The following is an 11807-nucleotide window of genomic DNA, read 5'->3' on the forward strand; positions in this document are numbered from 1 at the left end:
CAGGACCACCTGAGAGCCAACAGGACGGCGCTGTCATGAAGGGGTGTTCCCGGTCCATCGATCACGCGTGTTCGCCTGGTCGAAGAGGGGAACCTCCCCCAGGCTCTTCGGGAACTGCGCGGTGTGCTCGCCGGTGTCGTCGTAGCCGGTGCTCCGCGGGCGGGACGGGATGCGGGCCTCGACCTCGTGAATCCAGCCAAGCCTGCGGCCGACCCGGACGCGGACCTGATCGCCCTCGCCGAGCCGCTCCCAGTCCTGCTCGCCGATCCCGAACGCCTTGATCCTCTGGTCGCGGCCCTCGTCGATCGCGCACCAGTGGATGTACTTGGCATTGTCCTCCCCCGAGGAGGTCTGGACCCGGCGGAGCCGTACCACCTGGCCCTCGACCATCTCCCCAGTGGCCAGGTCGATGGCGGCGGAGGCCAGGGGAAGCGCGGCCACGGCAAGGCCGGCCGTCCACGCGCCGGGCAGCACCAGCCCGGTGGGCCAGGCGTCGAAGGCCGAGACGATCAGCAGCGCGATCCACGTCCAGAACCCGGTGAACGCGCCTGCGGCCAGCCCACGAAGGATCGTGGGACCCACCGGACGCCCCCAGAGGAGCCGCGACGGGTAGCGCACGTGCACCACATGCCACATACCGCCGTAGTCAGACCAGGCGCGGCGATCGTCGGCCGGGGTGCTGACCGGCAGCCCGGCCACGGCGCGCGGGGCCAGGCCGAGCACCGCCGCGAACGCCAGATGGCGCCCCCAGATCGTGACCGAGGCGGCGGGCTGCTCGGCGAACCGGCCGCCGGACAGGTGCTCGCGGACTCCCAGCCAGTATCTGGCGCGCTGCGCGCCCAACGCCGTGCCGCGCTCGCCGTTCAACCGGCCCATCAGGGTGACGAGCAGAAAGAACATCATGACGGCCGCACCGATCCCCGCGTCGGCCTCAGGGTCGGAGACAGCGGTCGCGATACCGCCCGCCGCTGCGGGCACCACGGCCGCCGCGGTGAGCAGCACGGCGTGCGCCCGGCTCCAGCGAGCCTGCGACAGGCCGCGCGACCGGGCGTCGGCGATCACTTTCCGCCGGAAGCTCCGCCACCAGCGGCGCAGGTCACGCGCTCCCTCGGCGAGGGCCCCCGTCGCCACCACGCCGTCGACCGCCAGGCCGCGCACGTGATCGTAGACGAGCTTCTCGTACGGCCGCAGGTTGCCGGGATCACGGCGGAGCCGTACCAGGGAGAGTTCGGGGCCGACCTCCTCGATCCCGACCACGCCCCTGGCGGCGAGGTCGAGCAGGGTGGCGGAGGAGGCCTCGTCGCACAACCGCCAGCCTCCGGTGATGAGGTCGACGACCGCGGGAGGCTCATCGGCCAGTTCGGCGGTGGCCGGTCCCGCGGCGACATCCGGGTTGCGGGTGGTGTGGGCCAGCGCGAGCAGGAGCAGGAGCCACAGGCCGGTGGCGACGGCCGCGGCAAGCCACAGCGCCATGTCAGAACCGGACCCGCACTGGGCCGCGCTCCTCGTCGGGTGCTCGGAAGTACTCGCGCCGCCTGAACCCGGCCGCCGCCGCGACGATGTTGGCCGGGATGGTCTCGACCGCGTTGTTGTACGCCAGGACGGCGTCGTTGTAGTACTGCCGCGAGTAAGCGATCCGGTTCTCGGTCACCGACAGTTCCTCGGCGAGTTCGCTGAAGTTCCGGCTGGCCTTGAGGTCCGGGTACGCCTCGGCCAGCGCGAACAGGTTCTTGAGGGCACCGGTCAGCAGGTCCTCCGCCGCCGCGTGCTCCTGCGGGGAGCTCGCGCCCACGGCGCGGCCTCGGGCCGCGACCACCGCCTCCAGCGCGCCCCGCTCGTGCGCGGCGTACCCCTTGACGGTCTCCACCAGGTTGGGCACGAGGTCGTGTCGCCGTTTGAGCTGGACGTCGACCTGCGCCCAGGCGTTGTCCACGGCATTGCGCTTGCGGACCAAGCCGTTGTACGCCCCGATGAACAGGACGGCGACGAGGACCACGAGAGCGACGAGGACGATGAGGGAGGTCATGGGACTCCTCGCTGCGGAACATTAAGGACGGTAGAGCGTCCGGTCCCATATGACCAGCACGTGCTTGCACAACACTTGCATCGCCGGGCGCACCGATGCTGATGGGAGTCATCTGACCGCTACTCGGTAGAAACACGGGTGAAACAGGGCGGCGCTGTCATGAAGGGGACTCACTCCGATGGGTGGGGCGCACCTAGGGTTCCGTTCTGGCCGGTGGGCTGGGGGCTGGTCCGAGAGGTGCAGGCGGGCGCCGGAGCGGCGGCCGTTCCACGGCGGGAGAAAAGCCCGGGAGACAGTCATTCCGGCTGCCTCTGTGTATGAGGCTTTCCCGATGAGGAGTGCCCGTGGGACATCTCCACCACAACTACGGACCCGAGGCGCGGAACGCGGTCGAGCGTGAGGCGATGCTGCCCACGACGATGCACGAGCGGGAGATCGCGCGCGGGCTCGAATACGGCCTGCCGGGGGCGGATTCCATTGTGGATCGAAGCATCCCGACGTTCTCCCGGGGGGAGTTGCCGCATTTCGCGGGCATCAACACCTTCCTCAAAGCACCATATGTCGAAGATGTCAGGAAATGCGGCGAGTTCGATGTGGCCATTCTGGGGGCGCCCTTCGATGGGGGCACCACCTATCGGTCGGGAACTCGTTTCGGGCCGCAGGGGATTCGGAAGATATCCGCGTTGTACGGGCCGTACAGCTTCGAGCTGGGGGTTGACCTGCGGGAATCCATTACGATGTGTGATTTGGGGGATATTTTCACCATCCCCGCGAACATCGAGAAGACCTTCGACCAGATCTCGAAGGGCGTCTCGCATGTGTACGGCTCCGGCGCGTTTCCCGTCATTCTCGGGGGCGACCACTCCATCGGCTACCCCACCGTGCGCGGCATCGCCGAACACCATTCCGGAAATATCGGGATCATCCATTTCGATCGGCATGTGGACACCCAGGAAACCGACCTGGACGAGCGCATGCACACCACGCCCTGGTTCCACGCCACCGACATCCCGAATGTCCCCGCCAAGAACCTCGTGCAGATCGGGATCGGCGGCTGGCAGGCGCCCCGGCCGGGGGTGAAGGTCGGGCGCGAGCGCGGGACCACGATCATGACGGTGACCGACTGCGTGGAGATGGGGATCGATCGGGCGGCCGAGCGCGCGCTGGAGGTCGCCTGGGACGGCGCGGAGGCGGTGTGGCTGTCGTTCGACGTGGACTGCCTGGACGCCGCGTTCGTGCCGGGCACCGGCTGGCCCGAGCCGGGCGGGTTCCTGCCGCGTGAGGTGCTGAAGTTCATCCAGCTCATCGCGGACGCCCGGCCGCTGGCCGGGATCGAGGTGGTGGAGTGCTCCCCGCCGTACGACAACGCCGATATCACCTCTCTTATCGCCACCCGCGTGATTTGCGACACCCTCGGGTGCTTGGTCCGCGCGGGCCACCTCCCCAAGAAGAAGGGAGCGGCGTGATGTTCCGTCGCTTACTGCCCGCCCTGGCCGCCCTCGCCCTGTTCGGTACGGCATGCGCCAGCGAACCCGAAGCCACCCCCTCGGCCGCCCCAGCCGCCACGGAGAAGATCACCCTGGGCTTCAGCGCCTGGCCCGGCTGGTTCCCCTGGCAGGTGGCTGCCGAGCAGGGCCTGTTCGAGAAGAACGGCGTGCAGGTGGAGCTGAAGTATTTCGACAGCTACACCGACTCGCTGAACGCGCTGGCCACGGGGACGATCGACGCCAACAGCCAGACGCTGAACGACACGCTGGCCTCGGTCGCGGGCGGCGCCAAGCAGAGCATCGTGCTGGTGAACGACAACTCCACCGGCAACGACCAGATCATCGCGGCGCCCGAGATCAAGACGCTGGCCGACCTGAAGGGGAAGACGGTCGCCGCCGAGCAGGGCACGGTCGATCACTACCTGCTGCTCCTCGCGTTGCGCAAGGCGGGGCTGACCGAGGCGGACGTGCAGTTCACCCCGATGTTGACGGACGCGGCGGCGGCCGCCTTCGTGGCGGGGCAGGTGGACGCGGTGGGCGCGTTCGCGCCGTTCACCTCGACCGCGCTGCAACGGGAGGGCAGCAAGGCGATCGCCACCTCGGCGGACTTCCCGGGCGCGATTCCCGATCATCTGGTGGTGACGAAGGATCTGCTGGGCCGGGATGAGAAGTCGGTGCAGGCTCTGGTCGCGACCTGGTTCGACACGATCGAGTGGATCGCCGCGAACCGGCCGAAAGCGCTGGAGATCATGGCCAAGCGCGGCGGGGTGAGCGTGGCCGACTACGAGACGTACGACAAGGGGACGACGATCTTCAGTTTGGAGCAGAACCGGGAGGCGTTCGCGACCGACCTGCCCGCCCAGGCCAAGCTGATCTCCGACTTCCTGGTGTCGACCAAGCTGGTGGACAGCGCGCCGCCGCTGGACGGCCTGTTCGAGCCCAAGTTCGTCCAGGCAGTCCAGCCGTGACCGGCCTCCGCCCGCCCGACATTTCCCGAAATTTCGTCAGGCGTTCGGGATGGTGAGCGTGCGGTCGGCTCCGCCTGATATCCAGGCGACGCCACGGCGGGTCAAGCTGCTCAAGACCGACGTGTCGCGCCGGACCGCGTGGATCCTGCGGGCGGCCTCGATTCTGGTGCCGCTCGCGGGCTGGTGGGCGCTGAGCGTGAGCGGCCTGGTCGAGGACACGTTCCTGCCGTCCCCGCCCGACGTGTGGGCGGCGGGCCTGACCATGGTGGAGAGCGGCGATCTGCCCGCCGACCTGCTGGCCAGCCTGGGCAGGATCGGGGCGGGCTTCGGCCTGGCCGTGCTGATCTCGGTGCCGCTCGGGTTCGCGATGGGCACGCTGGGGTGGGCGCAGCCGCTGCTGGAGCCGGTGATCGGCATCCTGCGCTACCTGCCCGCCTCGGCGTTCATCCCGCTGCTGATCATCTGGCTCGGCATCGGCGAGACCTCGAAGATCGCCCTGCTCGTGCTCGGGGTGGTCTTCTTCAACACGCTGATGACCGCCGACGTGGTCCGCCAGGTTCCGGCCCGGCTGCTGGAGGTCTCGGCCATCCTCGGCGCCGGCCGCGCCCGGGTGGCCGCGCGGGTCGTCTTCCCGTACGCGCTGCCGGGCATCCTCGACGCGATGCGGGTCAACGCGGCGGCGGCCTGGAACTTCGTGGTGGTGGCCGAACTGATCGCGGCGACCTCCGGGCTCGGCTACCGGATCACCCGGGCGCAACGATTCCTGCAGACCGACCGTATTTTCGCCATCCTCATCGTGATCGGGCTGATCGGCCTGACCATCGACATCACGCTCCGGCTCGTCCGGGCCCGCGTCGGACGGTGGGCGCAATGAGCAATGGTCTGCAACTGGTCGATGTGAGCCGGGAGTACATCGCCGGAATCCCGGTCCTTTCGGGCATCGACCTGGCCATCGAACCCGGCGAGTTCGTCACCGTCGTCGGCGCCAGCGGGTCGGGCAAGTCCACGCTGCTCTGCCTGATCGCCGGGCTGGCCCGCCCGACGACCGGGCAGGTGCTGCTGGACGGCCAAGAGGTGCTGGGCCCCGGGCCGGATCGTGGCATGGCCTTCCAGACGGCCTCGCTCTACCCGTGGCGGAGCGTCGCCCGCAATGTCGCCTTCGGCCTGGAAGCCCTGGGCGTGCCCCGGGCCGAGCGGGACGAGCGGGTGCGGTGGCTGCTCGACGAGGTCGGCCTGACCGCGTTCGCCGGGACACTACCGGGCAAGCTGTCCGGCGGCCAGCAGCAGCGGGTGTCGATCGCCAGGGCGCTGGCCTGCCAGCCGAGGGTGCTCCTGCTCGACGAGCCCTTCGGCGCACTCGACGTCCAGACAAAAGAAGATATGCAGCTGTTCATCCGGCAGATCTGGCAAGACGTCGGCACCACGATCGTCATGGTCACCCACGACGTCGAGGAGGCCGTCTTCCTCGGCCAGCGGGTGCTCGTGCTGTCCAGCGACCCCGGCCGGATCAGCCAGGACATCGCTGTGCGACTGCCCGAGCCACGGACCCTGGAGGTGCGGCGAAGCACCGAGTTCCTGGCGTTGCGGGCCAAGGTGGAGGACCTGGTCAGGGCCGAGCATCGGGCACATCAGGCGCACAACGGGCAGGCTGATTCGTCCTAGCCTGCCCGTTCGACAGCCTGTCAGCTTCTCGGCCATAACAAACAACCGAGCTTGCAGCTCCTCACCGTCGATGGCTTCGACGGTTTGGTCCGCGTACGGCAGCGTGACTCACTGCCCGGCATGGCAAGCCATGCCGCATGTTACGGTGCCGATAACAGATCATGGGGCCGTTCCCCGGCAAGCCGGGTGCGTTCAATCCCGTCACCGCATCACCTACAGTAACAACAAAACCACGTACAGGGAAGCCACTTTTCTCGGGCGCCAATGCTCGAGGCTTCTGGCTAGATCCCGCTGAATTGAAAGGGATATCGACCATGGCGACCACGCGTACCGCGACGACCCAGTGGAAGGGCGCGCTTCTCGACGGCTCCGGCACGGTATCGCTCGACACCTCGGGGGTCGGCACCTTCGATGTGACGTGGGCCTCCCGCTCCCAGGAGGCGAACGGCAAGACCAGCCCGGAGGAGCTGATCGCGGCCGCCCACTCCTCGTGCTTCTCGATGGCGCTGTCGCACGGGCTGGCTCAGGCGGGCACCCCGCCGCAGTCGGTCGAGACCAAGGCGGACGTGACGTTCCAGCCGGGTGAGGGCATCACCGGCATCGTCATCTCCGTCCGGGCGCACGTCCCCGGCATCACCGCCGAGGACTTCCAGGCCGCCGCCGAAACGGCGAAGGCCAACTGCCCGGTCAGCAAGGCCCTCGCCGGGACCACGATCAGCCTGAACGCCGAATTGCTCAGTTAGGACCAGTTCGGCCCCCGTCGCGAGTGACGGGGGCCGTTTCGGTTCTACCGGGCGAGAATGTCGTTCAGGTCGTACGCGATCGGCTTCTCCAGCTGGTCATACGTGCACGACTCCGGCGAACGGTCCGTCCGCCAGCGCCGGAACTGGGCGGTGTGCCGGAAGCGCTCGCCCTCCATGTGGTCGTAGGCCACCTCGATCACCAGCTCGGGCCGCAGCGGAATGAACGACAGATCCTTCTTGGCGTTCCACCGCGACACCGCGCCCGGCAGCCGCTGCCCCTCCGGGCCGCCACCGACGCCGTTGACCGCCCAGGCCGCCCACTCCCCCCACGGATGCTCCGACATCTCCGTGATCCGGTAGGGCGCCAGTTCGGCCACCAGCTCCTCCCGCCGTTTCATCGGGAACGACGCGGAGACGCCCACATGGTGCAGCTTCCCGTCGTCGGAATACAGCCCCAGCAGCAGCGACCCCACGATCGGCCCGCTCTTGTGCTCCCGATACCCGGCGACCACGCAGTCGGCGGTGCGCTCGTGCTTGACCTTGAACATCGTCCGTTTATCCGGCTCGTACGGCAGGCTCCCCGGTTTCACGATGATCCCGTCAAGCCCGGCGCCCTCGAACATCTCAAACCACTCGTTGGCGCGTTCTTCGACGGTGGTGATCGGCGTAAGCCGAACCGAATCGCCAGCCTTGGCGGTGACTTCCTCCAGGCGGGCGCGACGCTCGGCGAACGGGAGGGCCATCAGGTTCTCCTCGCCCACGGCGAGCAGGTCGAAGGCGATGAAGGACGCGGGGGTGCTGTCGGCGAGCAGTTTGACCCGGGAGGCGGCGGGGTGGATGCGCTGCTGGAGGGAGTCGAAGTCGAGGGTCTGCCCGCGCATGATGACGATCTCGCCGTCCACCACGCAGCGGTCGGGCAGCTCGCGCTTGATGGCCTCGACCAGTTCGGGGAAGTAGCGGGTGAACGGGCGTTCGTTGCGGCTGCCCAGGAAGACCTGGTCACCGTCGCGGAACACGATGCATCGGAAGCCATCCCATTTGGGCTCGTAGAAGAGCGAGCCGTTCTGCGGCGGCATGCCTTTGACCGCTTTGGCGAGCATCGGCGAGACCGGCGGCAGCACCGGCAGCGTCAAATCCGAAATTTCCGTCATTATGCGCCCTCCCGGACGTAGCGGCAGAAGAGGAAGCCGTCCTCCTCCAGCACGTGCGCCAAGCCCAGCGCGTGCTGGGCGGCGATGCCGTTGGAGATCCGGGCCGCGTCGCCGCCGATCAGCAGCGGACTGACGGTCAGGCACAGTTCGTCCACCAGACCGGCCGCGGACAGCTGGGCGTTCAGCCGGGGCCCGCCCTCGCACAGGATCCGGCCGAGCCCGCGAGCGCGTAATTCCCTCGTCGCCCGGACCAGGTCCACCCGCTCGTCCCCGGCCACCACGACCTCGGCGGAGCGGGCCGCCTCGCGCCGCCGGTCCTTGGGCGCGGCCTCGGTGGTGAACACGATCGTGCGCGCGGACGGCTCGGTGTCGGCGAACAGCGGGCCGCCGAGATCGAGGTCGAGCCTGCGGGTGACGACCGCGATCGGCGGCGCGGCCGAGCGGCCTACGCGCAGCGCGCGCCAGGATTCGCGCGGCTCGACCGGCCCGTAGCCCTCCACCCGCACGGTCGCCGCGCCCGCCAGGATCACGTCGGCCAGGCCACGCAGCAACCCGAAGATCCGCTTGTCCCCCGCGCCGGACAACCCGCCGGAGACGCCCTTCAGCCAGGCTCCGCCGTCGGCGCTGGACACCATGTTGAGGCGCAGCCACGCGGCTCGCGGATAGCCATACGCGGCGACGAGATCCGGCTCCTCGGTCACGTGAGGATGTATCTGACGCACCTTTCTACAGTGGCACAACGCACCGACAGTCTGGGAGCCCGGCTCGGCCGCCGATCCGGAGGATCCGCCATGTCACTACCCGAGTAACGGTTTAATCTCTCCTGATGCCCGAATGTCAAGATCGGTGTTGGATCGAGGCAGATGTTACCGATGGGTGGGGAGACTTGTCGGAGGGGGCATTCGTGCCGCTTGTCGCTTTGGCGGCGTGGCTCTTGGCCGCGATCGTCGGAATCTACTTACTGTTCATCTGGCTCGGCGGCGGCGGCTTCCGCCGGCAGGCCACCAAGGTCACCCGCTTCCCGACCACGCTGATCTTCAGCCATCCGCTGCTGGCGGTCACCGGGCTCGGCCTGTGGGGCGCATTCCTGATCACCGGGCAGCACTGGTACGCGTGGGTCGCCTTCTTCGTGCTCACCGTGGTCGCGCTGCTCGGTTTCACCATGTTCACCCGATGGCTGGGCGGAGAAGGGCGGCACGCCCGGGGTTCGGAACGGCGATTCCAGCGGCTGGCCGTCCTGCTGCACGGTGTGGCCGGAGTGTCGGCGTTCGTCCTGGTCCTGCTGACGGCCACGCAGATCACGCGCTAGACCGAGCGCAGGATCCGCAGGGATCGGCCGGTGACGTGGACCTCGGAGCCGTAGGTCCACGCCTGGTCGGGGAACGGGTCGTCGCTGACCCGCTCCTCGGCCGTGTCGATCGTGGCCTGCCAGCTGACGCCGTACTCCGCGCCCGGCAGGGTGAACGTCACCGATTCGTGGTGGGCGTTGATCAGCAGCAGGAAGGACTGGTCGGCGATCTTCTCGCCGCGCGGCCCGGGTTCGGTGATCGCGTCGCCGTTGACGAAGACGCCGATGGACTTGGCGTATCCGGCGTGCCAGTCGCCGTGGTCCATCTCCCGGCCCGCGGGGGTGAGCCAGACGATGTCCCGCATGCCCTCGGAGTCCTTGCGGCCGGAGAAGAACCGGCGGCGGCGGAAGACCGGGTGGTCACGGCGGAAGGCGGCGAGGGCCCGGACGAATTCCAGCAGGTCGCTTTCGGTCCTGGCCAGCGACCAGTCCACCCAGGAGAGCTCGTTGTCCTGGCAGTAGGCGTTGTTGTTGCCGTGCTGGGTGCGGCCGAACTCGTCCCCCGCCGTGAGCATCGGCACGCCCTGGGAGACGAACAGGGTGGCCAGGAAGTTACGCCGCTGCCGGCGGCGCAGCCGCACGATCTCCGGATCCTCGACCGGGCCTTCGGCCCCGCAGTTCCAGGACCGGTTGTCGTCGGATCCGTCCCGGTTCTGCTCGGTGTTCGCCTCGTTGTGCTTTCGGTCGTACGACACGAGGTCGTTGAGCGTGAAGCCGTCGTGCGCGGTGACGAAGTTGATCGAGGCGATCGGGCGGCGGCCGCCGGTGGCGTACAGGTCGCTGGAACCGGTGAGGCGGGAGGCGAACTCCGGCATGGTGGCCGAGGCACCCCGCCAGTAGTCCCGGACCGTGTCCCGATATTTCCCGTTCCATTCGGTCCAGAGCGGGGGGAAATTTCCGACCTGGTACCCGCCGGGCCCGACATCCCACGGTTCGGCGATCAACTTCACCTGGGAGATCACCGGGTCCTGCTGGATCAGGTCGAAGAACGCCGACAGCCGGTCCACATCGTGCAGTTCCCTGGCCAGCGCGGCGGCCAGGTCGAACCGGAAACCGTCCACGTGCATCTCCAGGACCCAGTACCGGAGCGAGTCCATGATCAGCTGAAGCGCGTGCGGCGAGCGCACGTTGAGCGAGTTCCCGCATCCGGTGTAATCCAGGTGATACCGCTTGTCCGCGTCCAGCAGCCGGTAGTACGCCGCGTTGTCGATCCCGCGGAACCCGATCGTGGGCCCCATGTGGTCGCCCTCGGCCGTGTGGTTGTAGACCACGTCGAGGATGACCTCGATGCCCGCTTCGTGCAGAGCGCGCACCATGCTCTTGAACTCCAGCACCTGCTCGCCGCGCTGCCCCGCGCTCGAATACCCGTTGTGCGGGGCCAGAAAGGCCATCGTGTTGTAGCCCCAATAGTTGGTCAGCCCGCGCGCCACCAGAAAGTGCTCCGGGACGAACTGGTGCACCGGCATCAGCTCGACGGCCGTCACCCCGATCGACAGCAGATGCTCGATCACCGCCGGATGCGCGAGCCCCGCGTAGGTCCCCCGCTCCCGCTCGGGCACCTGGGGATGGCGCATGGTGAGACCCTTCACATGCGCTTCGTAGATCACCGTCTCGTGGTACGGCGTGCGCGGCGGCCGATCATGCCCCCAGTCGAAGAACGGGTTCACCACGATGTTCTTCGGCATGTACGGCGCCGAATCGTCGCTGTTCAGCCGCCCCGGATCGGCGAGATAGTAGGAGAAGAGCGACTCGTTCCAGCGCACCTCACCCTCGATCGCCTTCGCGTACGGATCGAGCAGCAGCTTCGCCGGGTTGCACCGATGCCCGCGCCGCGGATCGTAGGCGCCGTGCACGCGATAGCCGTACCGCTGGCCGGGCATGACCCCGGGCAGGTAGCCGTGCCAGACGAAGCCATCCATCTCCGGCAGATCCACCCGTGTCTCGGTGAGATCGTCGTCGTAGAGGCACAACTCCACCCGGTCGGCGATTTCGGAGAACACCGAAAATCCCGTGCCCACCCCATCCCAGGTGGCGCCGAGTGGGTACGGCTCTCCAGGCCAGACGTCGCGCATGTATCCCCATTGTCCACTGATGAGCCCCCTTCTGCACCCCGTGAATTTCCCGGTCGATAGTCTGTTTTGTTGGCATCCTCCCCGGCGTGAACGCCGGGGACTCCCCCACGTCGCCGTGGGATTCTTACTGCTTCCTCTACGCCGCATGAGCAGCGTAGGTCGCGGGCGGTGCCAGGTTCGGAATTGCCTCACCTGGTCTTACCCGCCCTCCACAGTCGTTTTCCGTGTCCGCCAGCCCGGCGGCCACCATCTCCTTGTCCTGCTCTCCCCCGGTCGGGGTCACCTCCGCCTGCGCGCGCAGGTGGAGGCCCTCGGCCAGAATGTTCAGCGCGGCGGCGCGGTCGCGGTCG

The 11807-nt window shown here is 68.3% G+C and carries 12 protein-coding genes; 6 read left to right on the forward strand and 6 right to left on the reverse strand.

Features of this window, described 5'->3' with window-relative positions; all coding sequences use genetic code 11:
• Nucleotides 1-33: 33 nt before the first annotated feature.
• Complete coding sequence (locus ABGB08_RS21295) at nt 34-1473, reverse strand: hypothetical protein (RefSeq protein WP_347592856.1); 1440 nt, start codon at nt 1471-1473, stop codon at nt 34-36.
• A gap of 1 nt (nt 1474) precedes the next feature.
• Entirely contained in the window at nt 1475-2026 is a 552-nt protein-coding gene (locus tag ABGB08_RS21300; RefSeq protein ID WP_347592858.1) for a LemA family protein, read from the reverse strand.
• A gap of 344 nt (nt 2027-2370) precedes the next feature.
• Here ABGB08_RS21300 and ABGB08_RS21305 point away from each other — a divergent pair, with 344 nt between their 5' ends.
• The 5 genes from ABGB08_RS21305 (at nt 2371) to ABGB08_RS21325 (ending at nt 6886) form a co-directional block, all read left to right on the forward strand.
• On the forward strand, nt 2371-3492 hold the full coding sequence (locus ABGB08_RS21305) for an agmatinase family protein (RefSeq protein WP_218041451.1): 1122 nt from the start codon (nt 2371-2373) through the stop codon (nt 3490-3492).
• On the forward strand, nt 3492-4481 hold the full coding sequence (locus tag ABGB08_RS21310; protein WP_347592860.1) for an ABC transporter substrate-binding protein: 990 nt from the start codon (nt 3492-3494) through the stop codon (nt 4479-4481). Before ABGB08_RS21305 ends, ABGB08_RS21310 begins: the two co-directional genes overlap by 1 nt.
• A 49-nt stretch (nt 4482-4530) precedes the next feature.
• Complete coding sequence (locus ABGB08_RS21315; RefSeq protein ID WP_347592862.1) at nt 4531-5355, forward strand: ABC transporter permease; 825 nt, start codon at nt 4531-4533, stop codon at nt 5353-5355.
• On the forward strand, nt 5352-6143 hold the full coding sequence (locus ABGB08_RS21320) for an ABC transporter ATP-binding protein (RefSeq protein WP_347592864.1): 792 nt from the start codon (nt 5352-5354) through the stop codon (nt 6141-6143). Before ABGB08_RS21315 ends, ABGB08_RS21320 begins: the two co-directional genes overlap by 4 nt.
• A gap of 314 nt (nt 6144-6457) precedes the next feature.
• Nucleotides 6458-6886 carry an OsmC family peroxiredoxin gene (locus tag ABGB08_RS21325; protein ID WP_155349790.1) on the forward strand — a complete coding sequence of 143 codons (429 nt, stop codon included), beginning with the start codon at nt 6458-6460 and terminating at the stop codon, nt 6884-6886.
• A 44-nt stretch (nt 6887-6930) separates the two neighbouring features.
• Here the strand turns inward: ABGB08_RS21325 and ABGB08_RS21330 are convergent, their stop codons facing one another.
• Together ABGB08_RS21330 and ABGB08_RS21335 are read right to left on the reverse strand one after the other, a co-directional pair.
• Nucleotides 6931-8019 (reverse strand): ATP-dependent DNA ligase, encoded by a 1089-nt coding sequence (locus ABGB08_RS21330; RefSeq protein ID WP_347592882.1) that lies wholly within the window; start codon nt 8017-8019, stop codon nt 6931-6933.
• 17 nt (nt 8020-8036) lie between these two features.
• Nucleotides 8037-8738, reverse strand: coding sequence for a pyrimidine reductase family protein (locus ABGB08_RS21335; protein ID WP_347592866.1), 702 nt, complete (start codon nt 8736-8738; stop codon nt 8037-8039).
• A 203-nt stretch (nt 8739-8941) separates the two neighbouring features.
• Here ABGB08_RS21335 and ABGB08_RS21340 point away from each other — a divergent pair, with 203 nt between their 5' ends.
• Nucleotides 8942-9346: a hypothetical protein gene (locus tag ABGB08_RS21340; RefSeq protein WP_155358500.1), complete on the forward strand. Its 405-nt coding sequence runs from the start codon at nt 8942-8944 to the stop codon at nt 9344-9346.
• On the opposite strand, the gene glgX is transcribed toward ABGB08_RS21340, so the two are convergent.
• Nucleotides 9343-11457 carry a glycogen debranching protein GlgX gene (gene glgX / locus ABGB08_RS21345; RefSeq protein WP_347592868.1) on the reverse strand — a complete coding sequence of 705 codons (2115 nt, stop codon included), beginning with the start codon at nt 11455-11457 and terminating at the stop codon, nt 9343-9345. The two genes, ABGB08_RS21340 and glgX, sit on opposite strands and share 4 nt — an antisense overlap.
• A gap of 136 nt (nt 11458-11593) precedes the next feature.
• On the reverse strand, nt 11594-11807 hold a 214-nt coding region (locus ABGB08_RS21350), incomplete at its 5' end, for a hypothetical protein (RefSeq protein WP_347592870.1).

Source organism: Acrocarpospora sp. B8E8 (assembly GCF_039871605.1).
GTDB classification, from domain to species: Bacteria; Actinomycetota; Actinomycetes; order Streptosporangiales; family Streptosporangiaceae; genus Acrocarpospora; species Acrocarpospora macrocephala.

Excerpts from the sequence above, each read along its gene's own strand:
- ABGB08_RS21295 (WP_347592856.1), bottom strand. The coding sequence starts at position 1,473 with ATGGCGCTGTGGCTTGCCGCGGCCGTCGCCACCGGCCTGTGGCTCCTG.
- ABGB08_RS21300 (WP_347592858.1), bottom strand. The coding sequence starts at position 2,026 with ATGACCTCCCTCATCGTCCTCGTCGCTCTCGTGGTCCTCGTCGCCGTC.
- ABGB08_RS21310 (WP_347592860.1), top strand. The coding sequence starts at position 3,492 with ATGTTCCGTCGCTTACTGCCCGCCCTGGCCGCCCTCGCCCTGTTCGGT.
- ABGB08_RS21315 (WP_347592862.1), top strand. The coding sequence starts at position 4,531 with ATGGTGAGCGTGCGGTCGGCTCCGCCTGATATCCAGGCGACGCCACGG.
- ABGB08_RS21320 (WP_347592864.1), top strand. The coding sequence starts at position 5,352 with ATGAGCAATGGTCTGCAACTGGTCGATGTGAGCCGGGAGTACATCGCC.
- ABGB08_RS21325 (WP_155349790.1), top strand. The coding sequence starts at position 6,458 with ATGGCGACCACGCGTACCGCGACGACCCAGTGGAAGGGCGCGCTTCTC.
- glgX (WP_347592868.1), bottom strand. The coding sequence starts at position 11,457 with ATGCGCGACGTCTGGCCTGGAGAGCCGTACCCACTCGGCGCCACCTGG.